This is a genomic window from Paenibacillus sp. P4_A9, from assembly GCF_056402415.1.
In genome coordinates, this window is sequence record NZ_JBFUHL010000004.1 from 121972 (window position 1) to 148158 (window position 26187).

At 48.2% G+C, this 26187-nt stretch carries 23 protein-coding genes; 12 read left to right on the forward strand and 11 right to left on the reverse strand.

Features of this window, described 5'->3' with window-relative positions; translation table 11 throughout:
- Positions 1 to 155 precede the first annotated feature (155 nt).
- The 7 genes from AC1DVJ_RS05970 to AC1DVJ_RS06000 all read right to left on the reverse strand — a co-directional run bounded on the left by AC1DVJ_RS05970 (position 156) and on the right by AC1DVJ_RS06000 (position 7232).
- Positions 156 to 1520, reverse strand: a complete 1365-nt coding sequence (locus AC1DVJ_RS05970) for a sensor histidine kinase (RefSeq protein WP_477589125.1) — start codon at positions 1518 to 1520, stop codon at positions 156 to 158.
- Complete coding sequence (locus tag AC1DVJ_RS05975; protein ID WP_477589126.1) at positions 1517 to 2266, reverse strand: response regulator transcription factor; 750 nt, start codon at positions 2264 to 2266, stop codon at positions 1517 to 1519. Before AC1DVJ_RS05975 ends, AC1DVJ_RS05970 begins: the two co-directional genes overlap by 4 nt.
- A 53-nt stretch (positions 2267 to 2319) precedes the next feature.
- Positions 2320 to 3219 carry a PIG-L deacetylase family protein gene (locus AC1DVJ_RS05980; RefSeq protein WP_477589274.1) on the reverse strand — a complete coding sequence of 300 codons (900 nt, stop codon included), beginning with the start codon at positions 3217 to 3219 and terminating at the stop codon, positions 2320 to 2322.
- Positions 3220 to 3321: 102 nt separating this feature from the next.
- Positions 3322 to 3525 carry a hypothetical protein gene (locus tag AC1DVJ_RS05985; protein WP_477589128.1) on the reverse strand — a complete coding sequence of 68 codons (204 nt, stop codon included), beginning with the start codon at positions 3523 to 3525 and terminating at the stop codon, positions 3322 to 3324.
- A complete protein-coding gene (locus AC1DVJ_RS05990; protein WP_477589130.1) occupies positions 3525 to 4688 on the reverse strand; it encodes a Ger(x)C family spore germination protein in 1164 nt (387 codons plus the stop codon). The genes AC1DVJ_RS05985 and AC1DVJ_RS05990 overlap by 1 nt, the downstream gene beginning before the upstream one ends.
- Positions 4688 to 6127: a spore germination protein gene (locus tag AC1DVJ_RS05995; protein WP_477589131.1), complete on the reverse strand. Its 1440-nt coding sequence runs from the start codon at positions 6125 to 6127 to the stop codon at positions 4688 to 4690. Before AC1DVJ_RS05995 ends, AC1DVJ_RS05990 begins: the two co-directional genes overlap by 1 nt.
- A gap of 10 nt (positions 6128 to 6137) precedes the next feature.
- Complete coding sequence (locus AC1DVJ_RS06000) at positions 6138 to 7232, reverse strand: GerAB/ArcD/ProY family transporter (protein ID WP_477589132.1); 1095 nt, start codon at positions 7230 to 7232, stop codon at positions 6138 to 6140.
- A 182-nt stretch (positions 7233 to 7414) separates the two neighbouring features.
- Between AC1DVJ_RS06000 and AC1DVJ_RS06005 the strand changes: the two genes are divergently transcribed.
- Positions 7415 to 7738 carry a hypothetical protein gene (locus AC1DVJ_RS06005; protein ID WP_477589133.1) on the forward strand — a complete coding sequence of 108 codons (324 nt, stop codon included), beginning with the start codon at positions 7415 to 7417 and terminating at the stop codon, positions 7736 to 7738.
- A 91-nt stretch (positions 7739 to 7829) separates the two neighbouring features.
- Here the strand turns inward: AC1DVJ_RS06005 and AC1DVJ_RS06010 are convergent, their stop codons facing one another.
- The gene (locus AC1DVJ_RS06010) at positions 7830 to 8795 is read right to left on the reverse strand and encodes an aldolase catalytic domain-containing protein (protein ID WP_477589134.1); all 966 of its coding nucleotides are present in this window, start codon (positions 8793 to 8795) and stop codon (positions 7830 to 7832) included.
- A gap of 168 nt (positions 8796 to 8963) precedes the next feature.
- On the opposite strand from AC1DVJ_RS06010, the gene AC1DVJ_RS06015 reads away from it, so the two are divergent.
- The 4 genes from AC1DVJ_RS06015 (at position 8964) to AC1DVJ_RS06030 (ending at position 12851) form a co-directional block, all read left to right on the forward strand.
- Positions 8964 to 9806: an inositol monophosphatase family protein gene (locus tag AC1DVJ_RS06015; RefSeq protein WP_477589135.1), complete on the forward strand. Its 843-nt coding sequence runs from the start codon at positions 8964 to 8966 to the stop codon at positions 9804 to 9806.
- A gap of 118 nt (positions 9807 to 9924) precedes the next feature.
- Positions 9925 to 10341, forward strand: coding sequence for a BRCT domain-containing protein (locus AC1DVJ_RS06020; RefSeq protein ID WP_477589136.1), 417 nt, complete (start codon positions 9925 to 9927; stop codon positions 10339 to 10341).
- A 148-nt stretch (positions 10342 to 10489) separates the two neighbouring features.
- Positions 10490 to 11314 carry a hypothetical protein gene (locus AC1DVJ_RS06025; RefSeq protein WP_477589138.1) on the forward strand — a complete coding sequence of 275 codons (825 nt, stop codon included), beginning with the start codon at positions 10490 to 10492 and terminating at the stop codon, positions 11312 to 11314.
- A 181-nt stretch (positions 11315 to 11495) separates the two neighbouring features.
- On the forward strand, positions 11496 to 12851 hold the full coding sequence (locus AC1DVJ_RS06030; protein ID WP_477589140.1) for a dicarboxylate/amino acid:cation symporter: 1356 nt from the start codon (positions 11496 to 11498) through the stop codon (positions 12849 to 12851).
- Positions 12852 to 12966: 115 nt separating this feature from the next.
- Here the strand turns inward: AC1DVJ_RS06030 and AC1DVJ_RS06035 are convergent, their stop codons facing one another.
- Together AC1DVJ_RS06035 and AC1DVJ_RS06040 are read right to left on the reverse strand one after the other, a co-directional pair.
- Positions 12967 to 14232 (reverse strand): BaiN/RdsA family NAD(P)/FAD-dependent oxidoreductase, encoded by a 1266-nt coding sequence (locus AC1DVJ_RS06035; RefSeq protein ID WP_477589142.1) that lies wholly within the window; start codon positions 14230 to 14232, stop codon positions 12967 to 12969.
- A gap of 211 nt (positions 14233 to 14443) precedes the next feature.
- Entirely contained in the window at positions 14444 to 15370 is a 927-nt protein-coding gene (locus AC1DVJ_RS06040; RefSeq protein ID WP_477589143.1) for an FAD:protein FMN transferase, read from the reverse strand.
- A 218-nt stretch (positions 15371 to 15588) separates the two neighbouring features.
- Here AC1DVJ_RS06040 and AC1DVJ_RS06045 point away from each other — a divergent pair, with 218 nt between their 5' ends.
- Entirely contained in the window at positions 15589 to 16272 is a 684-nt protein-coding gene (locus tag AC1DVJ_RS06045) for a response regulator transcription factor (RefSeq protein WP_477589276.1), read from the forward strand.
- Positions 16269 to 17783: a sensor histidine kinase gene (locus AC1DVJ_RS06050; protein ID WP_477589144.1), complete on the forward strand. Its 1515-nt coding sequence runs from the start codon at positions 16269 to 16271 to the stop codon at positions 17781 to 17783. The genes AC1DVJ_RS06045 and AC1DVJ_RS06050 overlap by 4 nt, the downstream gene beginning before the upstream one ends.
- Positions 17784 to 17843: 60 nt before the next feature.
- Here AC1DVJ_RS06050 and AC1DVJ_RS06055 read toward each other — a convergent pair whose 3' ends face one another.
- Complete coding sequence (locus AC1DVJ_RS06055; RefSeq protein ID WP_477589145.1) at positions 17844 to 18230, reverse strand: DoxX family protein; 387 nt, start codon at positions 18228 to 18230, stop codon at positions 17844 to 17846.
- A 245-nt stretch (positions 18231 to 18475) separates the two neighbouring features.
- On the opposite strand from AC1DVJ_RS06055, the gene AC1DVJ_RS06060 reads away from it, so the two are divergent.
- The 5 genes from AC1DVJ_RS06060 to AC1DVJ_RS06080 all read left to right on the forward strand — a co-directional run bounded on the left by AC1DVJ_RS06060 (position 18476) and on the right by AC1DVJ_RS06080 (position 25320).
- Positions 18476 to 19324, forward strand: coding sequence for a hypothetical protein (locus AC1DVJ_RS06060; RefSeq protein ID WP_477589146.1), 849 nt, complete (start codon positions 18476 to 18478; stop codon positions 19322 to 19324).
- Positions 19325 to 19551: 227 nt separating this feature from the next.
- Entirely contained in the window at positions 19552 to 21246 is a 1695-nt protein-coding gene (locus AC1DVJ_RS06065) for a permuted SH3 domain-containing protein (protein ID WP_477589147.1), read from the forward strand.
- Positions 21247 to 21279: 33 nt separating this feature from the next.
- Positions 21280 to 22005, forward strand: coding sequence for an ABC transporter ATP-binding protein (locus tag AC1DVJ_RS06070; RefSeq protein WP_477589148.1), 726 nt, complete (start codon positions 21280 to 21282; stop codon positions 22003 to 22005).
- Positions 22002 to 23177, forward strand: coding sequence for an ABC transporter permease (locus AC1DVJ_RS06075; protein WP_477589149.1), 1176 nt, complete (start codon positions 22002 to 22004; stop codon positions 23175 to 23177). Before AC1DVJ_RS06070 ends, AC1DVJ_RS06075 begins: the two co-directional genes overlap by 4 nt.
- Before the next feature lie 19 nt (positions 23178 to 23196).
- Positions 23197 to 25320: a hypothetical protein gene (locus AC1DVJ_RS06080; RefSeq protein WP_477589150.1), complete on the forward strand. Its 2124-nt coding sequence runs from the start codon at positions 23197 to 23199 to the stop codon at positions 25318 to 25320.
- The last annotated feature ends 867 nt before the right edge of the window (positions 25321 to 26187 follow it).

The following is a 26187-nucleotide window of genomic DNA, read 5'->3' on the forward strand; positions in this document are numbered from 1 at the left end:
TAGTCGAGTTAAACCTTGCGAGGTGGTTGTCCACCTGAGACTCAGTATAGCAGATGAAAATTGCCCTATTATTTACCACGGTATGCTGGAATTCGTGCTATACCAAGGGGAAAGACCAATTCTGAGAGAATGATGAGAATCCCCTTATAATGTTCTTATTGACAGGATTGTGGAAGCGTTACAATTGCTGTGGAGCCTAGTCCCATACTGCTTTGGAGCTCTATTGTACCTTGATGCTTCTGCACAATATGCTTGGCAATAGCGAGTCCCAGTCCTGCTCCTCCTTGTTTGCGGTTCCTAGCTTTATCGGATCGATAAAAGCGGTCAAAGATGTGCGGCAGGTCCTCTTCGGCGATGCCAATGCCTTGATCCATGACTCTGATGGTCACCCGCGAATCATTCAAACTGATGCGGATGTCGACGATCTGTTGGCTATATTTCAATGCGTTATCTATTAAAATAATAATCAGCTGTCTAATCTGATAGGGATCACCCGACATCGGCAGTTCTTGCATATCGAGCTCCGTTTGGACACGAATCTCGCGTGAAGATGTGACGCGGAGCGAGGCCGCGGTTTGCTCGACCAGCGGTAGAAGGTCAAAGCTCGTATTCTGCTCGCAGTTTTCACGGTTGGTATCCGTGAGGGATAGCAGATTCTGTGTGAGCAGCTTGAGCTGGGCTGACTCAGAAACAATGGCTTCCAGTGCCTCTTCCCGCAATTGATCATTGCTGGAAGCCCATCTCCGCAGTAGGCTGGCGTAGCTTTCAATAATCGTGAGCGGCGTTCTAAGCTCATGGGACGCATCGGCGAGGAATTGCTCCTGTTTACGAAACATGTCCTGCAGCCGATCGATCATGCGGTTGAAGGTGGCGCCAAGTATCATTAATTCGTCGTTTGCCTGCTTAGCTGGCATTGCAATGTGACGAAATGAACCGCTTTTCTCAATGTTTTGCATGGTTGCGATGAATTGTTGAAGCGGGCGAAACAACACATTCGTATAGAAATAACCCCCGATCAGAGCCAAGATGAGCGCACCAATGGAAGTCAAAACAAGAATCGAGATCAACATCTCGGAGTACATGCCGAGTCTTCTCAGATTTCGGCCTATTTCTAAGAGGGCGACCTGTTCGCCTTTCTCGTATACGGGTGTCCGAACGAATAGTAGAATGCCATCGGCATCGGTTATTAAGGCTTCGGACGCTTCAGTCGCATAGATAGCTGGATAACTGACAAGAAGCTTATCTGAATAAATCTGATGTGCAACCTTCGAGTCAGGCGTAATATACCGCAGCATTTCTTGCGGGATCAGAAGCTCATCCATTTGCATATTGTCTTTCCAATACTCTGGATGATTGGGCAGGTCCTTTATCAGCAAAGCACTGGCTTTATCTTTCAATAGATCAATTTCGCCCTTCGTAGTGACGCGAATAAACATGTAATACACGAAGGTAAAGCTGAAGAAAAGAATCACCATTAATCCAATGGTTACCCATAGCGTAATTTTCAGTCTTAGGCTCATACGGATTCCTTCCCGTCTGCAGGTGGGGAACCGGCTTCAGATGGTGTTTCTTGAGCTTCTGATTTCATTAAATAGCCGATGCCGCGCATCGTCTGAATGAGCTTGGTGGTGAAGGGCTTGTCCACCTTTTGACGTAAATAGCGGATATACACATCGACAACATTGGTATCCCCGATAAAATCATAGCCCCACACCTCCGTGATGATCTGCTCCCGCGACATCACCTCATTCTGATGCTGAATCAGGAAACGCAGCAAATCAAACTCCGTTGGCGTTAGCTCGATAGCAATGCCCTCACGCGTGACGGCGCGGCTCTTCAAATCCATGCTGAGCTCATCGATTTTCAGCAAATGATCCTGTTCGGGAGCTTGCTCGTGGAGGCTCTTCTGCCGGAGTAGACTGCGAATGCGAGCTAGCAGCTCTACCGTTGCGAAAGGCTTCGTGACATAGTCGTTGGCGCCTAAATCCAGCCCGCTGACACGATCTGGAATGGCATCCCGTGCGGTCAGCAGGATGACAGGCAGGGCGGCATTTACCTGCCTAATACGCCTGAGCACTTCAAGTCCGTTGAGCTCTGGGAGCATGACGTCAAGAAGGACGAGATCCCATACCGGTTCGCTTGTGGCAGCTTGTAGTCCGGATCGTCCATCCCCACATATAAGCACCTCATAGCCTTCATGCTCAAGCTCCAGCTGCAGGACGCGGGAGATACGTTCTTCATCTTCAATCAGCAATATGCGACTCATAGCGGATCCTATTCACTCCCATCGTCACTGCTTGAAGGCAGCGGTATTGATTATTATACGTTTATCCGATTTGGTATCCAGAAAATCTCTTCGCATTTGATAAAGGATTGCAGGAATTCCGGTTCCACAGCCACCTGTGTGCGGTAGGCAAGAAGTGCCTGCCACTTGCAATAGGCTTGACCTAGCGTCAGCGGTTGGCGGATAGGCGGAGGCCATGGCACGTTCATAGGGACACGATGTCCTTCAACGAGATGGGCCTCGAATGGCTGTTCTGGTGTGATACCCCGAGGCCAAGGCCATTGAGATTCCGCACCGCTATGGATCAAATAGGTGTAAACCGCACCCGTATAACGAAGTTGCGAGACGGCCTCCATGACGAAAGCATGGGCGGCCCCATGGTCTAGATGGGTATCGGCGGCATCTGTGACATAAATCTCTTTGGGCTGCAGCATCGTGATTAACGCCTTCGTATCGCTGAGGGCACAGGCTTTACGATAGGGTGCGGGACAGCCGTAAACCTGCGAGTGAAAATCAGGCACGAGTCCCCCATAGGTCGCCTGCCGCTGCGTAAACTGCTGCTGAAAAGGCGACATCGCCCCAGTCGCAGCGTAAACCTTATCGAGCCCGGCATCGGGATAGCCGAGGAAGGTGAGATCTCGCGGGCGGAGTCCGATCAGCGCCGCGGCTGTCATCGCTTCTTGCTGGCGTATCCGTGCCAGCTCCATATAATGTGCTGGCCCGAGCTCCTCGGGACGCTTATTGAACAAGAGAGAGGCTGCTTCCGGGTAGCCGTCCCCATTCGTGAAGAACACAACATGAACCCGTTTACCGCAAGCAATGGCGTTCATGATCGTACCAGCAGTCCCGAGTATTTCATCGTCCGGATGCGGGGCAAATACAAGCAAATCAACAGGATAAAGCCAGAATGAGGTGGCCCCATGCCAATTGTCCATCTTCAACGTAATTCCTCCCAACATCACATCAATGATAGCAATGTATGTAGGCAGGAGCGTAAACGTGAGGAGGGACAATCCCTACTGGAGATTAAGCCATTCTTACTTCCAATTCGGAAATAACGGTTTCGTTGGTTCTGGCAAACGGAATCCACTGATGAAGGCGCAACCTAGTCCCCAAGTGATAATCATCCACAGGAGGTATATAATCGCTTGCTTGCGTGTTCCATGTTTCGTCCAATAGGACCACTGCTGGATGGTGATAATGAGGGATGGAACCGTAAGTGCGGTGATTTTGAGCCACATTACTCGCTCACCTCATCCTCTCTTAAGTAATAGGGAGCACCCAGAACGCCTAATTCTGAGATATTAGCAGACACGTTCATCTGGACATCTACGTTTGGAAATTGTTCAGGCCACTTTTCCTCAATACGTTTCCAAAACTTAGGGTATTTGTGATAAATGGTTTGCCCAAGACCTGCACAGTCCGTTTTGTAGGTTGTTTGCAGGGTATGGAGGAGCTGTTGGTAGACGTCCGTGATTTGCTCTTGAAATGCCTCATTGAGCTGCTTCGTAATGGCTGGATCACTGGGGTCTACTTGCGTGCGATTATCCATGATGCGGCCAGTAGTTGAAATATCTAATGTAAACACGGGCTGCTCATCCACAATGTTTACTCGTTTCGTTACTTTCAACTGAGTAATTCGAATAGATAGTTTACTTTTCTGACCTGTAAGGGCAATATCTACATCTCCAAAGGGTTTCTTTCCTAATAAAGTCGTAAGAGCAACAGCTTGCATGTTGTCAACATAGCCGACTAAGGTTGTTTTTTTAAACAAAGCTAAGCTGCTCAACAGAAGTTTACCATCCTTGTCCACGGAAAATGCTGCGGCAACGGGCTCAATGCCTTGACCTGCGGAGGAGGCGTAAAAATCACGAAGCATAGAAGGGGTGTTCATCTTTCTAACCATGATTTCGCGCAGCGTCTCTTCCATTGTCGCCTCCAGAGGATATTCGGATTCGACGAGATGCTTAGCATCGGAATCTCGTGCAACCACGATGTAGGTTCGCAGTCGGTTTGTGGGACTCCTCGAAACCATATCAAGTAAAGGTGCAATATCGTGACGGGCTAAGCTATCGCCTACAATGAGAATTCGGCGGTGCGAACGTAATAAATCTCTAGAAAGTCTGCGCTCTAGCTTCAATGTCATATCTTCCATATTTTTACCATAATCGACGAGAGGCATATACGTTTTTTGTTGCGTGCCACCACTTGTGGTCAGTTGACCCGCACCGATCGATTTGGGAATCGCAATCTGGGCATAGCCGCGGTACATGCCTGTTTCTGGCATGAGATCAAATGCGGAAAGCTGCAGGATGGCGATATCATTAATTTCTTTGCGATCCCAGCAGCCCGTTAGCAGGACAAGAATCATTGCGTAGATTGCGAATAGACGCAGTCTTCTCATCATTTGTGCCTCTTCTTATCTGCCTCTGGCGATGTGGAGACCAGATCACGGTCAATTAACCAGTGCGGGGAACGGATAAGGAAATCCCGTAAACCTTTTAATTTCAACGGTGCAATCGGACCCAAGTAGGGAACGCCCACGGAACGGATACCCGTTAAATAAATGGCCAGTGTAAACAGTCCTAGCAGGATCCCGACGAATCCCAATGTGCCTGCGAGAAGAAGAAGCAACAGACGCATAATCCGTATGGAAAAGGTCATGTTATAACGCGGTATCATGAAGGAGGCAATTCCCGTCACCGAAACGACGATGACCATTGGTGTAGATACTATACCTGCTTGCACTACGGCTTGACCGATGACGAGTGCGCCGACGATGCTGACGGTTTGTCCCATGACACGAGGTAAGCGAAGTATGGCTTCACGGAGTGCTTCGAACGTAATTTCCATGATGAGCGCCTCGACTAAAGCTGGGAAAGGAGAGGCTTCACGCGCCCCAGCAACAGCAAGGAGTAAATTCGTTGGCAGCATTTCCGGATGAAAGGTTGTAATGGCAACGTAGAGAGAAGGCAATAGAAGAGCCAGAATGATAGACAGAGAGCGAATAAACCGTATAAAGGTTGCACTGGTGAACATCAAATAGTAGTCTTCACTGGCTTGAAAAGCCGACCAGAATTGAAAGGGAGCAAGTAATACGAAAGGGGTATTATTGGTGAAAATGGATACCTTTCCTTCTAGAAGTGCTCCTGCTACAACATCTGGTCTTTCCGTATATTCCATGGTTGGGAAAATACTAAAAGGGTTATCTCGGATCATCTCCTCGATATAGCTGCTTTCCAGTACGGCATCAATACGAATCGCTGATAGTCGTTTGGTAATTTCAGCGACAATCGATGGATCAGCGATCCCTTCCAGATAAATCAACCGGACCTCGGTTTGGCTGAGTGCGCCGATCTGCCAGGTTCGGATTCGCATTTTGTCTGTTTTCAAGCGACGACGCAGTAAGGCGACATTCGTCTCGAGGAGCTCTGTAAAGCCCTCTCTTGGACCGCGCACACCTGACTCTGTTTCGGGCTGCTCAATGTTACGGTGTGGCATGAAGGCCAGATTGGCTAGAAGCACCTGCAGCTGACCTTGTTCGGCAATCATAACAAAGCCAGTAAGAAGACTATCAATCAGCGTTTCGAAGTGATCGGTTTGTTTGACTTCCGGTGTTAAAAGGTGAGAGGAAAGTGTTTCTGCCGTTGGCTGTGCCTGCGTTAAAGGTTTCGTTATCTCTCGTTCTATGCGTTCAGCATCGACCAATCCCGAGATGTAGGCAATGAGTGTAGAGCGTATGTGTACAAATACTAAATCAGGATCCTGATCAAGCTGTTGATTGATATCAGTTTGAAGCCTTGTGATATCGATGGTTTCATCAACAGGCATTTGTTGCATCATGTTATCCTCCTTAGCTCTCTACGCTGCGCTTTCTAAATACACCGTTTAGTATGAAAATAACGAATGGGATCACGACGAATAACGGGAGCTCAATGATCCAAGGCACAACCTTCAGGCCTACAAAAATATGGCTTGCTATATTTTTGGAGGTGAAAATGGAAATAAACCAAATCAGTAAAGTGACTGGAATAATAACAACACGGTGATTCTCCGTTTTCCACTGCGTCGTGATGGTTGAGCAAGCCGCGTAGGCATATAGAATGATTTTGAACAAGCCGCCTGTAATGAAGGTCGTTACCACAAAAGGATCCAAATTGTCGATGAAATCGGCGATTCGGATCAGCTGAAAGCTGGTTAACAGCGGATAGAAGGAGCGATAGAACAGATCTGGACCTAATGTGCTGACAGCAATGAGATCTAGAATGACGAAAACAGCGCCGACCATGAGGGAGGAGTACAGCGCAGCTTTGCGAAACTTGCTAGGTTGGACAGTTAATTTCCAGAAAACAGCGAAGACCACAATTTCACCGAATGTCGTTGTTAGGCCAAGCGGGAATACCGTAACTCCAATGCTTTTCCAGTCTGATGCAACGGGCAGCAGCCAAGCGAAGTTAATGACATCTGAGAATGAGAGTAAGATCAGCTGGATGAAGGTAAACAAGAATACGATGATAATACTAAGTTCAGCTAACCGAGCAATTCGTTCAATACCAGCATAAACAGCATAAGCAACGACGGTAACAAGAAGCAGCATTAAGAAGGGAGCTGGTGTGCTAGGGAGTAGAAATGTTCCCATAAGCTCACCGAGATCCCGCAGAATTCTTCCAGCCTCGTAAACAAATGCCCAAATATAAAAAGTGGTTAAAAGGTGACCGAGATGTCGCCCGAAGGTTATTTGTAGCAGGGAAACTAAGGTTTCACCTGGATTGCGTTCGTAAATACGTGTAAACATCCACACGATGCCTATTCCGATCGTTGCGCTGATCAAAGCGGCAAGCCAAGCGTCCTGCTTAGCGCCGCCAGCGAAGCCAAATACAATCGTCGTACCTAGCTGGAATAAAAACATGAGACAAAATGTTTGCCATGTCGAGAGTACTTGAATCACGAAGAACCCCCCTGACCTGCTGATGATCTTACTATTTTCAAATTTGGGTAAAAATATCCTTCCATGCCTTAAAATACCTGAACACCAACAAGCTGTGGTTAGTTAAAATGTCCATTAGCCTAGTCCACCTTACCCAGTTCCGACATAAACTGAATGCATAGACGAGTGAAGGAGTAGAACCTATGAGCATAACTCAAAAAAAGAAGGTGCGTATCAAAGTCAAACATAAGGTAGCGATTTTACTCCAAGATCACGATGCTACCGCAAAAGTCTATGTGGAGATTCTAGGAGATTTGAAGTCACGGGAAGTTATGATGGAAGCCATAAGCCGCTTACAAGATGGATTGATTTATGCCGATGAGAAATGTACGGTATTAATTGAGAATGATTATATCGAGGTTCATCCAAGAAGGAATTTAAATCGAAGAGATGGGGAGGACTTCATCTTCTTGATTGATCGGGCCTACGCAGAAAATTATGTCGTTTCGGCAAAAATTATCAAGTAGCGGGTACCCATGTGGCGAAAAAACCCCTAGTCGTCCTGTCAGAAGGCGAACCTTCTGAGCTGGCGAATAGGGGTTATTAAGATTGAATGGATTATCTTTTGCTTGCTGCTGGGGAAATTTCTACGGAAGTCAGACGATCGTAGAAGTCAACGAAATTATTTCTTTCTGCTGAGTCAAGCAAAGCCATGGCTGTGCGAGGGTGCTCGTCCAAAGCACCAACGATCATATAAGGAATGAGGTAGCCCCAATCCCATTTCTCGCGCATTCTAATCATGTGCTTTTCGATAATTTCAAGCACAGGACGAACGTCGTAACGCGCGCCTTTGAGGTGGCTGAGCAACAATTCAGTTGTACAGTTACCAGCTGCGCGGCCCATTCCGTAAACGGAGGAATCCAAGAAAGTAACGCCTTTGGAAGCACCAGTTAGCGTGTTAGCGAAAGCAAGCTGCATGTTGTTGTGCATATGCAAGCCAAGTTCCTTCTCAGGAAGCAAGCGTTGGAACTTTGAAACTAGGTAATCAATGTCTTTGGATTGCATGCTGCCGTAGGAGTCTACGACGTAGACAACGTCTACTGGGCTTTTGTTGATTTCTTCAAAGGCTTCTGTCAATTCGTTCTCCATGACGTGAGAAAGCGCCATAATGTTCAGGGACGTTTCGTAACCCATATCATGGAATTTCTGTACAAGCTCAAGACCTTTATCTACATCCTTGATATAACAAGCAACACGGATCAAATCAAGTAAGCTGTCTTCACGAGGCAAAATGTCGTTCTCATCCACACGTCCGATATCAACAAGAGCGGATAGCTTCGTATCTGTTTTTTTGGTGATAACATCACGCAAGAAGGACTCATTAAGGAATCTCCAAGGGCCTGATGCTCCGCCTTTTAGTAGCTTTTCTGAGTTTTTATAACCAATTTCCATATATTCTACGCCGGCTGCGCTTAAGCCGCGATACATGTCTTGGACAAACTCCACACTAAAATCCCAATCGTTAATCAAACCGCCGTCTCGAATCGTACAATCCAAAATCTTGTGCTGATGATGCTTTACCATACTCGCAAATACCCCTTTCGACAGCTCTTGTCGCCTTCTGATTTTGCTATATTATCACTTATGAACAGGTGGCTTGTCAATGCAAAGCCTAGGTCACCATGCAACTTTCTTAGGTAGGATATGGTAGTATGGAAGGGTAGAAGTGATCATGCGGGGAGGTTGAAGGGAATGAATCGTAACGAATGGACATTAGCAAGGGAAGTTGCCGTCAAGGCAGCTGTGAAGGCTGGACTACTAGCCAAGCAACGTTTCGGTGGTCAATTCATCCTTCAGCACAAGGATGAGCGCGGTGATTTGGTGACAGAGGTGGATGTACAGGCGGATCGTCTCATCGTGGATGACATCCTGAGTGTATTTCCAACTCATCGTATTTACAGTGAAGAAGCAGGTGAAGGCGGCGCAGCGAGTGATTGGGTGTGGCATGTTGATCCTTTGGATGGAACAAATAATTTTGCATTGGGCATTCCCTTGTACGGCGTTTCGATTTCTTTGAGCTACCAAGGGCGCATCGTGCTAGGCGTCGTTCATGATTCGGCCATGGAACTTACGTATGTGGCTGTCCAAGACGAAGGGGCATGGCAAGGTGATAGGAAGCTTGCGGCGAAGCCTTCCGGCGTTCTGGCGAAGTCCACGATTTCATGGATTCAAGGACATGCTGTAACGAAAGACGATCAGCGGGCGTTAGCGCTCCGGCATCATCTGGAGTATTCGGTCAAAAGAGTGATGCGTTTATGGGCCCCTACCCTGGTGTGGGCGATGTTGGCCAGAGGCGATCTGCACGGCGTTGTCTTGTACAACTCCGAAGGAGAAGATTTATATGCTGGCTTGCTGCTTGCGCAGGAGGCTGGTGTGAAGGTGACAGATTTCATGGGCAATCCCATCGCGTTGCTCGGAGGAGCAGCAAGTATAGAGGAAGCGGGATCGGACAAGGCGGTATATTTAGTAGCAGCTGTACCGGAATATCATGCGGAGCTGCTCCAATTCGTTCAAGAAGCACGCAAGAAGGAATAGCGTTTCGAATAGGATAGGGACAATTGGTCAAACCTAAGGGCAGACTTTCCATTTAAGCTTATGCTTACGATGCCAGTTTTTCTGGCTAAAAACTTTAAGAAGAAAAGGATGCTGTTAGATGAAGGACTTTGTTCCTATCTTTTTTGAATTTGATCAAACGCGCGATGCGTTGCTTGCGCTAGATACCTTAGAAGAGCTCGGCTATAAGCCGGAGCTGCTGGAAGGGGAGCGCGCGATGCTGCACATCCATCTAGATGCGCAGGAGATCACTTCGGCAATCGAAATTGCCCAGTCGCACGGCGGGCGGCTCGTGGATCGGCCGCAGATGCAGTCCGAGCAGGCCACCCTCGCGATGGCATATGACCTGGAGGGCTCCATTCGCATTCCGGCACACACCGTGAATGAGGATTGGTCCGACAGCTACGCGGCATCAGCTGTGGTGGCGGATCGAGATGCGCTGCCGAGTGATGATGAGGCGGCTTTCGATCCTTCGGCTGATGATTATAATCATTTTAGCGCCGGTATTCGGATTTAAGTGGCATTGGAAAAGGGCCCATCCCGTGTATGCGGAGTGGAGCCCTTTTTTCATTTTTATTTTGAGCGTAGAGGTATAGCATGTAACCTTTGGCCCCCCGCATACGTTTGGTGTAATAAGGAAGACAATTGAAGAAGGAGTGGTTTTCATGGGAAGTGGGAGGAAGATCGCCATTGCTGTGATTATGGTCAGTTTGGTCAGCACGCTAGCAGGATGCAGCGCGAAACAAACCGATAGTGGGGTCATGAGTAGCTCCGGACCAACGACGCAACCAACCGCGAGTGTCACTTCGTCGCCTTCCCCTGAGCCAACGTCGGTTGGGTCACCCGCACCAACAGCCATGCCATCAACACCGCTACCGTCTGCGACAACGTCACCGGTATCGACGACGAAGCCGCAGGCAACAGCTAGCTCGAAGCCTACGCCAGCTGCAACACCCCCAAGCTTTGCTACAGCGGCGGATGCCAAGAAAGTAATCGAAGCAAGGGCCCAAGAAGTGATAACCGCGCTGAAGGAGACCAATATAACGAAGCTTGCAAGCCTTGTGCATCCGCAGAAAGGTGTGCAATTCTCTCCGTATTCCTATATCTACACAGCGACAGACGTTCAAGTTCTAGGCAGCAACCTTGCGACGCTTTGGGCTAGCCCAAGTCTCACGCACTGGGGTACTTTCGATGGGTCAGGTGACCCGATTGACCTTACTTTCCCGAATTACTGGGCGAAGTTTGTGTATAACGCTAACTTTGCCGCAGCGCCCCAGATTAGCTATAACACGATTATAGGCAAAGGGAACATGATCAACAATGTGTTCAGTGTATACCCTGCGACTTCGTATATAACCGTTGAGTATCATTTCCCTGGTTTTGATCCGCAGTATCAAGGGATGGATTGGACCAGTTTACGACTTGTTTTTACGTATGCAGGCTCACAGTGGTATCTAGTAGCCATCGTGCATGACCAACACACGATTTAGGTAATTTACTTAGCGTGTTTTATGAGAAAAGGCTTAAAACCGAATCAACCCTTGTATAAAAAAGGGAATAGTTCGGTTTTTTGTCATTTCGCAAAAATTAACCATTGACATGTGGTGTAAGATGTCATATTCTTATCACAATTAAACCAAGTAACTTCGTAGGAATAAGGAGATGATGAACATGGAAAACAACCTAGTATCCGCGTTTCAAACGAACTGGGTAAGCTTAGTCGTATCAATCGTAATTATTGGTTTTCTCGTTTTTCTAGGCAAGAAGAAAGTCAGCTTCGGTAACCGCGTATTTATCGCATTAGGTCTTGGTCTAGTAGCTGGGGTCATTTTCAATCAGGCAGGTCTGCAATTTAAAAGTGTTAGTACAATCGGAACAATTTACGTCAATTTGATCAAAATGCTCGTAATGCCACTGGTCTTCATTCTCGTTATTAACAGTATTTCTTCGTTGTCCAGTATGGCTCAGCTTCGTAAACTAGGCTTCAAAACGATTGGTTGGTTCCTAGCTACAACGGGGATCGCAGCTTTGATCGGTCTTCTAGTTGCATTAGCGATTGATCCAGGTAATGGGATCGCGCAAGCGGTTCCGAAGGATTTTAAAGCCAAAGAAATTCCGACCTTCTCTCAAGTTATTCTGGATCTGGTACCATCCAATCCAATTAGCGACATGGCGGCTGGTAAAGTAGTACCGGTTCTGATCTTCGCGATTTTCGTAGCTGTAGCTATCGTTTCAGTAGGTTCCAAAAAACCTGAGGCTGTAGCAACCGTGAAAGCGTTCTTTAGTTCCGCTACGGCTGTTATGCACCAAGTTGTTAAGTATGTAATTCGTTTGACACCTTTTGGGGTGTACGCGTTGATCGCGGCAATGGCAGCTAAATACGGTTGGGAAACATTGGAGCCGTTAGCTAAAATTATTTTGACTTCCTATGTGGCATTAATTATCCACTTTGTGTTGGTATTCGGTGGACTTGTATTGCTTGTAGCGAAAGTTAACCCGATTAAATTCTTCAAAAAGGCATACCCGACGATTGCAGTTGCATTTACAACTCGCAGCAGCTATGCAACATTGCCAGTGAATTTGGAAGTAATTACGAAACGTCTACGCGTATCACCGCGTATTGCCAGCTTCGTGGCACCGCTTGGGGCAACGATGAACTTCAACGGCTGTGGCGGTGTTTGGCCGGCGGTTGTGGCGATTTTCGTAGCTAAGGTGTATAACCTTCCATTAGGTATCTCCGAATATGCTTTGTTGATTCTAGTGAGCGTTATTTCCTCCATTGGGGTAGCTGGTGTACCAGGTCCTGCATCGATCTCCACGACCGTTGTATTGACTGCGCTTGGCTTGCCGATTGAAGGTATGGGACTTGTGATCGGCGTTGAAGCGTTGATCGACATGGGTCGTACAGCTGTAAACGCAACAGGAACAACAGTTACAGCATTGCTTGTAGCAGAATCCGAAGGCGAATTCGACCGCGCTGCGTTCGATCGTGACGAGGAAGATGAATTGGAATTAGCGACTGCTTAATCGCAGAACGTGAAAATAGAGAAAAGACGAACGACACCATGGGGGTGTTCGTTCGTCTTTTTTTGTTTGGGGGATGTTCTCGTGTAGAAGAAGGACCTGAACCTGGCTTACAGGCTTAGTACGTTTCCTGCATGGCCGCATGCGTACCCGCCATATACCCCGTCGAAAACGCCGCGGTAATGTTATACCCGCCCGTGTATCCGTGAATGTCGAGGATTTCTCCGCAGAAGTAGAGACCTTGAACGAGTTTGGACTGCATCGTGCTCGGATCCACTTCTTTGAGTTGAATGCCGCCGCCGGTGACAAAAGCTTCTTCTAAGGATAGCGTCCCTTTGACGACAATAGGGAAGGCTTTCATGAGCTTACACAACTCGAGCCATTTCTGTTTCGGGATGTTGTCGTACGTGAGCTGCTCGTCCAGCTCAGACTTAGCGAGCAGAAGCGGGATGAGCCGCTCCGACAGCAAGGGCTTGAGCACGTTCTTGATCGCTTTTTTCGCATCGCTTCTGGCAAGTGCCATGCTCTCGTTGTATACCTCGTCGGCGCTTTGCTCAGGGAACAAATCCACCGTGACAAGCACTTCCTTGCGCTCGGATTTGTTCAGCTCTTTCACGACGAACTGACTGCAGCGCAGCGCAATCGGCCCAGACAGACCGAAGTGGGTGAACAGCATATCGCCTCGATGGGCGATTACCGCTTTCCCCTTCGCGTTCAGCACGCTGAGCGTCACGTCGCGCAAGGACAGTCCTTGCAGCTCGCGGCTGCGGATAAATGCCTCCTTCGAGGTTAACGGAACCTCGGTCGGAAAAAGCGGCGTGATCGTATGCCCGCCCGCCTCAGCCCAAGCATAACCGTCTCCCGTGGAGCCGGTGTGCGGGACAGAACATCCGCCGGATGCGACGATCACAGCGTGGCTGTTCAGTGTCTCTCCGCCTTGCAGCTGGACGCCGCTTACGCGGCCGTCCGCGTATAGCACCTTTTTGACCGGACTGTTCGTCCGGATCTCGACACCCTGCCGCCGCACTTGGCCGATCAACGCGTCGACGACGGTTTTGGCCTTGTCGCTGATGGGAAACATTCGACCGTTGTCCTCTTCTTTGAGGTGGATGCCGAGATTTTCAAAAAACGCAATAATGTCCTTATTCCCGAAATGGGTGAATGCACTATAAAGGAAGCGCCCGTTGCCGGGGATATGCTTGATCAATTCATCCATGTCTTTGTTGTTCGTCACGTTGCATCTGCCGCCGCCAGAAATGCCGAGCTTACGTCCCAGCTTATCTCCTTTATCGACGAGAAGTACTTTTGCGCCGTCTCTGCTTGCGGCAATGCCAGCCATAAGGCCAGCAGAACCGCCGCCAATTACGATTACATCATATGTCATTCCATAAAGCCCCTGCCTCGCGTATTTTGTACTATCATAGCATGCGAAGGGCTCTTTATCCAAAAGATACACACAGTACGTGGATAACTTGTTAATAAAACAGGTGTTTTTGTGGGTAACTAACATCTCAAGTGTGGATAAATGAGGTTGAATTGTGGATAACGCCCCTTTTTTCTAATTTCATCCACAAATGATCTTCAAAGCAAATCTTTTAAGCGAAGCTATCAACATCATCCCTACCATGTCTTTCACTAAAATGAAAATGATCCACACGAAGGTCATGCCATTTCGTTTCGAGAGAGGACTTCTGCCCATAGTAGTGGAGCTCGCCTTGCATGGAAAGTACAACAGCTTCACAGGCTTCGCTGCGTTTGGCAAGCAGGGATAGCCCAGCATCCAGCCCAAGTGAACCTAGCAATCGTGCCCATACGTGACATTCTACGAGATCATGACCTGCGACAGTACATTGCAGCACATCGCTGCAAGCGTCACCCTGCCTGTGATCCTGAAGCGGGCTGTACGTAGAGAGCGCACCCTCCAGCATCACAATCGCGCATAGTTTGGCGTTCTTGTTCCATGGATTTTGAATCCCAATCCTCCATGGCTCCTGCTGAGCCCCAGATTGCCCCCATGCCGTCACATCACCCTCGGATAGCATGAGCCCCCGTGAAAGCGATAAGGTTTTCTTCATATAATGGACGAATCGTTTCAGCGACCAGCTTTTCTCCAGACCTTGTAAATGAATACGTGTATCCGGAGGCAGTGTGACCGATTTAATGGTTGGATCGACTCGCCAGCCAAGTGGACTTGGCGTTTGCTTGGGCGTTCCCGGGGGTGAATCGATAGAAAGCAGCGGTGTATAATTGCCATCCGTGATAGCTTGATACATTTCAGCAAGAAAAAGTACCTCCAGCATAGGCGTGGACACGAGGCAGCTTTCACCTGCCAACGTATTAAGAAGGTTGATTTCGCTATCAGCCAAATCTGAACTGAACCTTTTCTCCTCACGTCCAAACCAATCTTTGACGATATCTTGTATACCTAGTTGTTGACGTTCTTCACAGGGAAGCAGCAGTTCGATGGTCGAATTTATCGTATGAAAATGAAAAGGCAGGAAGGTTTGTGTATGCTTCGTCATCGGGAATTCCTCTTTTCTCATCGATCCTTTAATTAGATGAGATAAGTATAATGGAGTTATCTGAGATTCAATTGATCGTTAGCTGAAAAATGGCTGAAGATTCTCTGATTTTCAGCAAGCTTTCAGCTGCTGCTCAGATTGCTTTTAGGCAGGATATGGGATACTGATTGTAGAAGTCGTGTACGAATGAAATGCGGGGGAGTCGAATGGGCATGCAGATGCGTCAATTAAAAGGAATTAAAATTTTACTCGTCGATGACGAGCCTCATATCTTAGAATTTCTAGAGCTCGGGCTAACGAACGAAGGCTTCGAGGTGATGACAGCACAGGATGGCATCAGTGCAATCACAGCTTGTAATAAATTTCAGCCGCATATCGCGATTCTGGATGTCATGATGCCTGGTATGGACGGGTTCGAGGTGTGCCGCATGATTAAGAAGACGGACAATGTCGCGGTTATTATGTTGACAGCCAAAGATGAAATCGACGATCGGGTGAAGGGGCTCACATTAGGAGCCGATGATTACATGATCAAGCCGTTTAGCTTTGAGGAGCTGCTGGCGCGCATCTACGCACGGATTCGGAACCATTTTCCAAACTTATTCGGGGAAGTCATTATTGGGCCATTACGTATGGATGATCGCCGCAAAGAGATTTCCATGTATGATCGGATCTTGGAGCTGTCACCTACGGAGTACGAACTGCTTAAGTTCATGGCGATCAATCACGGTCTCGTGCTCAGTAAAACGATGATTCTGGATAAAGTGTGGGGATATGATTTTGGCGGCGAAGAAAATATTGTGGAAGTGTACATACGCTCCCTGCGCGAAAAGCTTGGAGATAAGGAGCATAAGCTGATTCGCACCATTCGCGGTGCGGGGTATCGGATGGATTTGACATGAAGACGCGCGGCTGGTTGGCAAATAGCTTCGAGACCCGGTCCTTAAAGTTTCAAATCTTATCCCGCACGTTATTGGTCATGTCCGCACTCTTGCTGTTAATTGGTGTGTTTCAATATGTGTTCATGCAGCAGTTCATGTTTCAAAATAAGGCGGAGACGATTCGCAACCAGCTTGCTGCGCTGCCGCCCAACGTGTGGCTTCGAGCTGAGCAGGGACTTGATAAGGGAACGAGTCCATTCCTTCCTAGGCAGGATTTCATGCGCAACAATCGGCAGGACAATTTCGGCGAAGGCCCACGGATTTTCGTGCCGGATTTAACGATTGCCCTCATTGATGACAAAGGGACATATAAACTCGTTTCATCGCAGGATGAACAGTCGACTTTGGAGTTAGACAAGGAAGAATATTTGAAAATCCTGCAAAAGAGAACGAAGAAGCAGGAACATTTGATTATGAAAGACAGTCAAGGGAACGAACAGCTGGTTGTCTTTCATCAAATAGGAGGCGGAGAACCTGATCGTTCCCGCGGCTATCAGGCGCTCATCCAAGCAAGCACCAACACAGCTCCAATTAAAGATGTTCTTCTAAGGCAGCTGCTTACGTTCTTGTTTCTATCCATGCTCGCGATGGTGATTGGGCTGCTTGGCTTCCTGCCGGTGTTGAGACGGACGCTCGTGCCACTTTCTAACTTGGTGGATACGGTGAAGAGTATTGATTCGGGTAACCTGAATGAACGCTTTCCCGATCATCAAGGACAGGCGGAGATGGATCGCTTGGCGACTTCGTTCAATAGTATGTTAGAGCGTTTGGAATTTTCTTTTGAGGCGGAAAAGGAAGCGAAAGAACAAATGCGCCGTTTTGCTGCGGATGCCTCGCATGAGCTTCGCACACCGCTGACCTCTATCCATGGCTTCCTGGAGGTACTTCTGCGCGGAGCCTATCAACAGCCCGAACAGCTGTTGAAAGCTTTGAGAAGCATGCATGGCGAATCCGTTCGCATCAATAAATTAGTCGAGGACTTGCTGCTGTTGGCGAGGCTCGATCGAACGCCGTCTTTTCAGAAGACGGAGGCAGCCATGGACGACTTGCTTCATGAGATGGAGCACCAATTACGTCTGCTTGCAGGCGAGAGAACAGTCACCTTCCTTTTGGAGCCAGAGACACAGTGTCAGTGTGATCCGGACAAAATCAAGCAGGTGGTTCTCAACCTGTTTCACAATGCGGTTCAGCATACGCATCCGGAGACAGGTGAAGTGAGAGTCTCACTCACGAAAACGAGTGGAGGCATCGAAATTGCCGTCCGTGATAATGGTCCAGGGATTGCGCCGGAGCATATTGCGCATCTGTTCGATCGGTTCTACCGCATCGATTCCTCGCGGGCTAGACGGAGCGGCGGGGCGGGCTTGGGCTTGTCGATTACTCGTTCTATTGTGGAGCTGCACGGTGGAACAATCGATGTGGAGAGTGTGGTCGGTGAGGGAAGCACGTTCATCGTGCGGTTGCCGAGGTAGCGTAAAAGAGAAGAAGCTGCGCTGATGCGTCAGCTTCTTTTTGTTGTGGAATAACGGCGACTAAGAGACAAGCTTGCGGCTACGCGGGCGAAGTGCCCATGAGGCCATGACGAGCGCTAGAAACACCAGCGGTTGAGCAGCGAGAGCCAGGCTGTCGCCATTCAGAATATGCGAAGCTGCGGCTCCCGTGAGCTCGAAGAAAAAGCCAGCGTAAGCCCACTCTTTCAATCGCGGAAAACGCGGGATCAGAATCGCGATGACGGCCATTAGCTTCCAGAAGCCTAGAATGGTTAAGACATACTCGGGATATCCGAGTCCGTTCAACGTCGCGATTTGCTGCTCACCATGCGTGATGAAGAAGAATCCGCCAATCACGAAGCTTGCAGGTCCTAGGATGGTAGTTACCCAGTAAGCGATCAGCTTGTTGCGTTCTTTACGATAAGACATGATTCAGCGTCCCTTCTATTTGGAATAGTGCTCATATGCTCCTTAGTTTATCATAAACATTGCCGAAAAGAGAACACCAGTACGTAAATTTAAGGATTTATTTACCACTCCTTTTTCAGCCAATGCTCAGATAGCTCTCAACGAACCTTCAGTTTACGCTCAGATGGGTTTCAGGTAAGGGGCCTATACTAGGTTTTGTAAGGGAAACAAAAACACAAATCCAAAGATGAGGTGGAATAACAATTATGAAAAAAATCAGCAAAAAAATTCTCGCAGGTTCGCTAGTAGCATCTTTTGTCATCGGAGTTGGCTTAGTAGGAGCCCTACATAATGAAGCATTCGCAGATACAGCAACAGGTACGTCAACGAGCACAACAGCGCCAAAAGCCGATAAAGCAGATAAAGGCTTCGGCGATCGCGGTCGTGGTCAAATGGGAGATCGCGGTGGCTTCCGTGGCGGCAAAGTGATTAAAGAAACGGCAACGATTCTAGGTGTGGAAGAAAGTGTTGTACAGGAAGCGCTCAAGGCGGATAAAACACTAGCAGCTTTGGCTGTTGAAAAAGGCTTGACGAAGGAAGATTACTTGTCCAAGCTTGTTGCAGCAGAGACAGCTGCGATTACAGCTGAAGTCACAGCTGGTAGGCTGACGCAAGAGAAGGCAGATGAGATCATCAAAGGTCTGAGCGACCAATTAACGAAACAAATTGACGGCACGGGCTTTAAGGGTGGCTTCCCTGGTGGCGGTAAAGGCGGTCAAGGCGGTCCTGGCGGTAAAGGAGGTCCAGGAGGCTTCGGTGGCGGACATTTCGGCAATCCGGAGGTCATCACGACAATTTTGGGCATTACACAAGATGAGCTGAGAACTGAGCTTGAATCCGGCAAATCCCTCGTGGATATCGCAACAGCGAAAGGCATTAGCGAAGATGATTTGATCAGTAAAATTAAAGACGGCATGACGGATTCCATCAAGAAGGCTGTTGAGGAAAAAGGCACGGCTCGTCAGCGCCCTGAAGGTGCGCAAGGTCGTCCGGAACGTCAAGATCGTAACGCATCCAAAGGTACAGCAACACCTGCTCCAACAGTTACAAACTAAGGGGAAGTTATGAAAAGCTGCTCGCTATGCGAGTGGCTTTTTTGTGCTTGAGGTGGAACAGGCTCGGAATCTCGTCCCCATTTTCAGCAAACACTCAGCTTTCGTTCAACTACCTTTCAGCCCACACTCAGACAGGTTTCAGTCGCCCCTAGTAGACTACATCTTGTGAAGATTGTACGACCTAGGCCAAGGAGTGTCTATGGAAACCGGGAGAGGGGTTATGACGGATGAAAGCAAGCAGTAAAAAGAGGTGGCTCATCGTAGCCCTAGCGGCCATCCTTTGTGGGGCGGGTACATATTACTATGTACATAATAAAGCGAAGCCAGCAGCTGCGGCAACACAACAAACGACGATGAAAGTGGCCAAAGGAGCCATATCTATGGCGGTATCAGGGACCTCCCAATTGGACGCTAAGGATAAGCAAAATATTGTGATTCCGATGGAAGGGATCATCAAAACGATGAATTTAACCCAGAATCAAGCGGTCAAAAAAGGTGACGTGCTTGTCGAGCTTTCTGTTCCGTCAACGGAAACGAATCTGAAGGAAGCGCAAGTGAGCTTGCAGCAGCTAGAGAGTGATCTAGCCGAATTGCAGAATGAGCAAGGAAATATGAGCGTATCCTCTCCGATGTCCGGCAAGATTTCGTTGAATGCGAACTTTGACGTTGGCAGTCAGGTTAATAAAACGACGAAGATCGGGACGATTTCAGATACAACGCAGTTTAAGGTGAAGCTGCCTTTTTCACTGCAAGAAGCGGTGCAATTGAAGAAAGGCGACCCTGTGGAGCTGAGCGTGGATGGCTATTTGTTATCCAAGGTTGGCGCTGTGGATTCGATTGGTCATGAAATTGGGGCTGATGCCAACGGAAATAAAGTGGTATTGGTCGATGTAATGGTCGATAACGATGGCACGCTTACGGCAGGGTTGAAAGTCAAAGGCAGCATTGGCAGCGGGAATACGAAGGTAGACTCCTCTGATCAGGCAGCACTCGCTTATGTGCGTACGGCTTCCATTTTCTCCGAAGCTAGCGGAACGGTGAAAACGCTGAAATTCAAAGATGGCGATACGATTAAACAAGGCGATCTGATTGTGACTCTTTTTAATGACGACATTCAGAAGAGTATTATCTCGAAGCAATCGGCGATTGAAAGCCAGAAGATCCGTGTCAGCGATGCCCAACAAAAAATCGATCAATTAACGATCAAAGCTCCGTTTGATGGCGTGTTCTCGGCGGATTTTGCCAATAGTAAAAACAATGTCCTTCGGAATTATCCAGTGGGCGCACAAATCAATGGGAATACAACGCTCGGTGCTGTTGCAAGCTTAAGTACGATGCAGCTCGCGATTGCGGTGGATGAACTGGATCTGACAACGGTGAAGGTGGGGCAAAAGGTTAACGTGAAGGTAGATGCAATTGCAGGCAAAACCTTTACAGGTGAAGTGACCTCTGTCTCGAATGTCGGAACAACGACCAATGGTGTGACCACGTATGATGCGGTTGTAGCGATTCCGAATACCGCTCAGAACGATTTGAAATATGCGATGACGGCGACAGCTGAAATTCTCATCCAAGATAAGAAGGACATTCTTGTGCTGCCGATTCAAGTGGTGACGACAACAAGAGGCAGGTCAACGGTTACGGTGAAAAAGGCCGATGGCACGACCGAAGAGCGTGAACTGCAGGTTGGTATCCGCAGCAAAACGCAAGTTGAAGTACTTGGCGGGGTAAAAGAGGGCGAAGAGGTTGTGATGCCTGTGCGCAGAGCGACAACTACGACGAACCAACAACAGCAAGGCTTCCCTGGCGGAGGTGCTTTCCCTGGTGGAGCAGGCGGCTTCCAAGGCGGCGGTGCAGGTGGGGCTGGCGGCGGAGGCTTCACAGGTGGTGGAAATGCTGGCGGCGGCGGAGCGCGTCAATAAGGAGCTAGCCTCGCTCGGAAAGGAGCTAATGGGATGAATATCATTGAGCTAAATGAGATCACGAAGAGTTATACCCGTGGTGCGGAGGAATTGCAGATTTTGCGCGGCATAACCTTGCATATTGCAGAAGGCGATTTTGTCGCCATTATTGGTCCCAGTGGATCGGGGAAATCGACGTTGATGAATACAATTGGGCTGCTTGATAGCCCGACATCAGGTTCATATACATTGGATGGCGTGGCAACGGAGAAAATGTCAGACAACGGACTTGCTCAGCTGCGCAATCGGAAAATCGGGTTTATTTTTCAACAGTTTAATCTGTTGCCCAGGCTGACAGCGACGGAGAACGTCGAGCTTCCGATGATTTATGCCGGGATTCCAACGAAACAGCGGAGAGAGCAAGCGAAGCGGATGTTGGAGAAGCTCGGGATGGGTGATCGTGGACATCACAAGCCAAGTGAGCTTTCGGGTGGACAGCAGCAGCGGGTAGCGATTGCGCGAGCGTTGGCGATTTCACCGTCGCTGATATTAGCGGATGAACCGACAGGTGCGCTGGATTCGAAGACGGGCATCGAGGTGCTCGAATTGATCAAGGAGTTAAATCAGCAGGGCAATACCATTGTCTTGATCACCCATGATCATCACATTGCAGACAATGCGAAGCGCGTGGTGGCACTGCGCGATGGTGAAATCGTCAGCGACACTCGCAATGATGCATGGTCGGTTGAAGTGCCTAAGCTAGAGGAGGCGCATTCATGAGAATTTGGGAGCTTTTCCAAATGGCGATGAGTACGATTCGCTCGAATCCCTTACGAACGGTTCTGACCATGCTAGGCGTTATTATCGGGGTTGCTTCGGTTATCACGCTCGTGTCGATCGGTCAAGGGACGTCCAAAGCCATCGAAAAGCAGTACGAAGGGCTAGGAACGAACCTTCTAACGGTTAATTTACAAGGGAACGGGCGCGCCACGCAGTTGAATTACGATGAGTTCATGACCCTTGAGGGGACTGCGGGCATTTCTTCGATTGCCCCGACGATGACGCAGAACAGCTCGATCAAATTTGATCGGACAACCGAAAGCTACAATGTGATCGGAACGAATGACCGTTATTTGGAGTTGCAAAAAGGGAAGATGGCTAGCGGTCGTTTCCTCGCTCAGGCTGATCTGGATTTCCGCAATCACGTTGCGGTTATCGGGAGTGAAGTGGCAACGAAGTTCTTCGGTAAGGAAGACCCGATCGACGAAGAAATTAACGTGAAAGGCTACATGTACACGATTATCGGTGTTCTTCAAACGAAGGGCTCCAATACGAGCGGTACCTCGTTGGACAGCTCCGTGTTTGTACCGCTGCCGACGATGAGCAGGGATTTTAAGCTAGGGAACATTCGGACTGCCTATGTGGAAGCATCCTCTGGCGATCTCGTCGCCCGTGCACAAGTAGCCTTGGAAGCTTATTTATTTCAAAAGTTTAAAAGCACGACTGGCTACAATATTTTGAACTCATCCGAGCTCATAAGCGCAAGGCAAACGGCATCCAGCACGTTGACCAATCAATTGGTCGCTGTCGCTGCGATTTCCCTGCTCGTAGGGGGAATTGGGATCATGAATATTATGCTTGTGACCGTAAGTGAGCGAACAAGAGAGATCGGGATTCGGAAATCGATTGGGGCGAAGCGAAGAAATATTTTGCTGCAATTCCTAGTTGAGGCTACCTTAATTAGTGGGATGGGCGGATTGATCGGTTTACTTGTAGGGGTTGGCTTATCGCTGGCCTGGCCATATATCAATCCAAGCCAAGAGACGAGCTTATCGATCAATATTGGGCTCTATGCGTTTTTATTCTCAGCACTCGTTGGTGTCATTTTCGGCTTATATCCAGCAAATAAAGCATCAAAATTAAAACCGATCGACGCCCTGCGTTTCGATTAGGCAACAGGAGGTTTGTACCATGATTCGTAAACAAACATCGATCCCGCTGAAACAAACTAGTCTAGCTGTACTGCTGACAGGAAGCTTGCTGGCTGCCTCGTGGGCAGCTCCGGCTCCAGAGGCACATGCTGCGAATGAGGGCGTTTTTATCTCGAATGCTTCGTATTTTATGCTGGGCAAAGCGACACTATCTTCTTCATCCCTGCAATTCTCCGTATTATTTCATAATGGGGAAAATCAGACGTTGGATTTTAACAAGTATGGTGTACGTGTGACGGATGGTGCAGGACATAGCTACACAGCCAATTTAAGTGAGAAAAAGAGTGGGATTGTAAATGGCGGGGAAGAGCAAAGCTTCCGCTTCTATGCCAACTTACCGGCTGGTGAATCCGCTGCTGATCTGAAAGTGGATGTGTTCCGTTGGGATTATAATAAATCGGATTTCATGAATCATCTGGGTGAGCTGCCGATTTCATCAGTGATCCAAGAAGGGCAGTTGGAAGCGCCAGAGGAAATCATCAGCTTGCGCACGCTGGACAGCACACTCGCGAACGATGCTTCGCTTGCTTTTCAACTAGGACAGAGCGTACGTGTGACTGAAAATGGTAAATGGTATATGTACACGCAAGTTGCTGCCAAAAATTTAGGCTCAAGCAGCGTTACGGTGCCGAAAAGCTTGTTAGTTAGACTTGTGGACGCGAACGGGTTGAAATACACCTCGACGATTGCGAGCGGTTCGGATACGTCTATTTTGCCGAATCAATCCGATACGTTGACACTCAAAACGCTCATTTCTAAGGGCATGCCTACAAGTGGACTGTCGCTGGAATATTATTACTTCAATAAAATAGAGGATGTCTCGTTGGGCACCTCGAGCATGAACTCATCGCTGAGTACAGTAGCCCTAGGCGTGAAACAAAGCTATGCCGGACAACAGGATGGCGAGAAGGTGACGGCAAAAGCAAGCTCATCTACGTACTCTACGCAAGCAGATGGTGTCCATGTGCAAACGGTGGTTACGCTGAGTAATGATGGCGACGTAGTCGCTCCTGTGCCTTCGTTGCTGGCCTCTTATCAATTCGGCGACTCAGGCTCATCCGTATCATCGACAGATAACAGCACGCGAAGCGGCTTCCTGGCTCCGAAGGAAACGGCGACGTATTACTTCAACGCGACACTGCCGACTGGTGTTGATCCGAATGCGGCACAGCTGGTGCTGTGGCAGAAAGCAGCGGCAAGCACAGCGGGAAGCGGGACGTCGGCGGGAACTGGAGGCAGTGCGACGGCAACAACAGGGCAACAGCCTGTGGCTGTGTTCCTGCTGAAAGGTGCAAGCGAGGCGAAAAATGGCTTCACCACAGCCGTAAATTACAAGATGGGCAGCAAGCTTGTATTCAGCAATAGTTCCATCGTCAATGCCAATCTCGACGTATCGTTAGTTGAGCTTCATGCGCATGTGAACGATGATCTCGGCTACAAAACGGCGATTGCCAAATACAAAATCACCAACAACGGCACGAGCACGCTCGCGTTGCCTGAGCTGCAGAACGAGCTCATTGATGGGAAAGGCAATGCCTACACAGGCTCGCGCCAAAGTGGGGCCGCAACACAACTTACACCAGGAAGTTCTTACGTGGTCAGTTATTCGTACTTGCTGCCGAACCAAACGGCTGCCGAGGAGGAAGCATTCGCTCTTAACGTATATGATGATAAATCCGTTTCCGAAGGTAACGTGTCGGTGGGGACGTTCAAAGTAGCGTTGCAGGAAGAAGATGCAGGAGATACCATTGCTATCTATCCATTCTCTGTTAAAATCAATGACAGCACGGTTAGCTGGAACTATAGCGGTGGATCATACTCGTATATCCTCCGTTTGGATATGGATATTTCCCATGAGGATCAAGTCATTATCGATTCGAATTTCTCCAAAATTCAATTTGAACTGATGGATTCCTTCGGTCGTATCCTTGGTACCCAAGATGCTGCATTGACGGGTACGAATAAATTAACGAGCGGCAGTCAGAAGATCAGTATCTCAGGTGTGAAAATCGATCAAATGGACTCTGGCACAGTCGTCAATATGTACGAGGTCATCAACACGCCGAATGGAACGGCGAAGCGTCTTTTGAAGCAATTTAAGTAAAAGAGAAACAGCCTAACCCTTAGAAAATGTTGGGGGTGGGCTGTTTTTTATAGTAGAAAAAAATGATTTGCTTCTGCAGTTAAACATTCCCACATATGGGTTAATATGCTACAATTAGGTGAGACAAGTACATAGCGGTTGGGAAACTTTCATCTCATAGGCAAGGAGGTGAAAGCGTATGGATGATAATGTTAAGTATTTTATCGCAGGAGCAATGTTCACAGTTACTTTGCTAAAAGTTTTAGCCAAAGTTTTGAACGGTTCACAGGATAAAAGAAAAAAGTAATCCTCCCGACCCTAGACAAGTTGGGGATTACTTTTTCTGAGAGGAACGAGTAAACAACCAATCGGCTGTGTACTTGTCCCTTGCCTATTTATACGCAATTTATAAGCGAATTATACCAAGAACGGGCAGGTGGAGTCAATGGACCCTTTACTAATTCAGTCAGTCGGCAGTATGTCAAAAGTGTACTGGTTTTCCCTGGGGAGTGGGACAGGGTTACTGGTGTACATGGCCTGGAACATATACGTAAAAAAGAAATAAGTTAAGAGAAACAGCCTAACCCTGACGCTTCAAGACATTCAGTCTAAAGTTAATGAAACGAATGAAGAAGTCAATCTTGCCGTTGCAAACTTTCGAGAAAAAACAAGAGAGCAAGGTTGGGAGATGTCCCGTAATCGCCCTAGATCAGAAGATGAAGTACGAGCATTAAATTATATTGCAAGATCCTCTTTAAGAAATGCTTTACAATCGGGCAGCATCAAGTACGATAAAGAAAGAAGGGTGCTGTTTATTGAAGAATATACAAGAGGCTAAGAGTGCGCTAGAACAGCTTCAGAGTAAGAGCAAATTTGAAAAAATGCTCC

What these genes read in the sequence shown, in the direction of transcription:
- AC1DVJ_RS05970 (WP_477589125.1), bottom strand. Translation starts at nt 1,520, where the DNA reads ATGAGCCTAAGACTGAAAATTACGCTATGGGTAACCATTGGATTAATG.
- AC1DVJ_RS05975 (WP_477589126.1), bottom strand. Translation starts at nt 2,266, where the DNA reads ATGAGTCGCATATTGCTGATTGAAGATGAAGAACGTATCTCCCGCGTC.
- AC1DVJ_RS05980 (WP_477589274.1), bottom strand. Translation starts at nt 3,219, where the DNA reads ATGGACAATTGGCATGGGGCCACCTCATTCTGGCTTTATCCTGTTGAT.
- AC1DVJ_RS05985 (WP_477589128.1), bottom strand. Translation starts at nt 3,525, where the DNA reads ATGTGGCTCAAAATCACCGCACTTACGGTTCCATCCCTCATTATCACC.
- AC1DVJ_RS05990 (WP_477589130.1), bottom strand. Translation starts at nt 4,688, where the DNA reads ATGAGAAGACTGCGTCTATTCGCAATCTACGCAATGATTCTTGTCCTG.
- AC1DVJ_RS05995 (WP_477589131.1), bottom strand. Translation starts at nt 6,127, where the DNA reads ATGATGCAACAAATGCCTGTTGATGAAACCATCGATATCACAAGGCTT.
- AC1DVJ_RS06005 (WP_477589133.1), top strand. Translation starts at nt 7,415, where the DNA reads ATGAGCATAACTCAAAAAAAGAAGGTGCGTATCAAAGTCAAACATAAG.
- AC1DVJ_RS06010 (WP_477589134.1), bottom strand. Translation starts at nt 8,795, where the DNA reads ATGGTAAAGCATCATCAGCACAAGATTTTGGATTGTACGATTCGAGAC.
- AC1DVJ_RS06015 (WP_477589135.1), top strand. Translation starts at nt 8,964, where the DNA reads ATGAATCGTAACGAATGGACATTAGCAAGGGAAGTTGCCGTCAAGGCA.
- AC1DVJ_RS06020 (WP_477589136.1), top strand. Translation starts at nt 9,925, where the DNA reads ATGAAGGACTTTGTTCCTATCTTTTTTGAATTTGATCAAACGCGCGAT.
- AC1DVJ_RS06025 (WP_477589138.1), top strand. Translation starts at nt 10,490, where the DNA reads ATGGGAAGTGGGAGGAAGATCGCCATTGCTGTGATTATGGTCAGTTTG.
- AC1DVJ_RS06030 (WP_477589140.1), top strand. Translation starts at nt 11,496, where the DNA reads ATGGAAAACAACCTAGTATCCGCGTTTCAAACGAACTGGGTAAGCTTA.
- AC1DVJ_RS06035 (WP_477589142.1), bottom strand. Translation starts at nt 14,232, where the DNA reads ATGACATATGATGTAATCGTAATTGGCGGCGGTTCTGCTGGCCTTATG.
- AC1DVJ_RS06040 (WP_477589143.1), bottom strand. Translation starts at nt 15,370, where the DNA reads ATGACGAAGCATACACAAACCTTCCTGCCTTTTCATTTTCATACGATA.
- AC1DVJ_RS06045 (WP_477589276.1), top strand. Translation starts at nt 15,589, where the DNA reads ATGCGTCAATTAAAAGGAATTAAAATTTTACTCGTCGATGACGAGCCT.
- AC1DVJ_RS06050 (WP_477589144.1), top strand. Translation starts at nt 16,269, where the DNA reads ATGAAGACGCGCGGCTGGTTGGCAAATAGCTTCGAGACCCGGTCCTTA.
- AC1DVJ_RS06055 (WP_477589145.1), bottom strand. Translation starts at nt 18,230, where the DNA reads ATGTCTTATCGTAAAGAACGCAACAAGCTGATCGCTTACTGGGTAACT.
- AC1DVJ_RS06060 (WP_477589146.1), top strand. Translation starts at nt 18,476, where the DNA reads ATGAAAAAAATCAGCAAAAAAATTCTCGCAGGTTCGCTAGTAGCATCT.
- AC1DVJ_RS06065 (WP_477589147.1), top strand. Translation starts at nt 19,552, where the DNA reads ATGAAAGCAAGCAGTAAAAAGAGGTGGCTCATCGTAGCCCTAGCGGCC.
- AC1DVJ_RS06070 (WP_477589148.1), top strand. Translation starts at nt 21,280, where the DNA reads ATGAATATCATTGAGCTAAATGAGATCACGAAGAGTTATACCCGTGGT.
- AC1DVJ_RS06075 (WP_477589149.1), top strand. Translation starts at nt 22,002, where the DNA reads ATGAGAATTTGGGAGCTTTTCCAAATGGCGATGAGTACGATTCGCTCG.
- AC1DVJ_RS06080 (WP_477589150.1), top strand. Translation starts at nt 23,197, where the DNA reads ATGATTCGTAAACAAACATCGATCCCGCTGAAACAAACTAGTCTAGCT.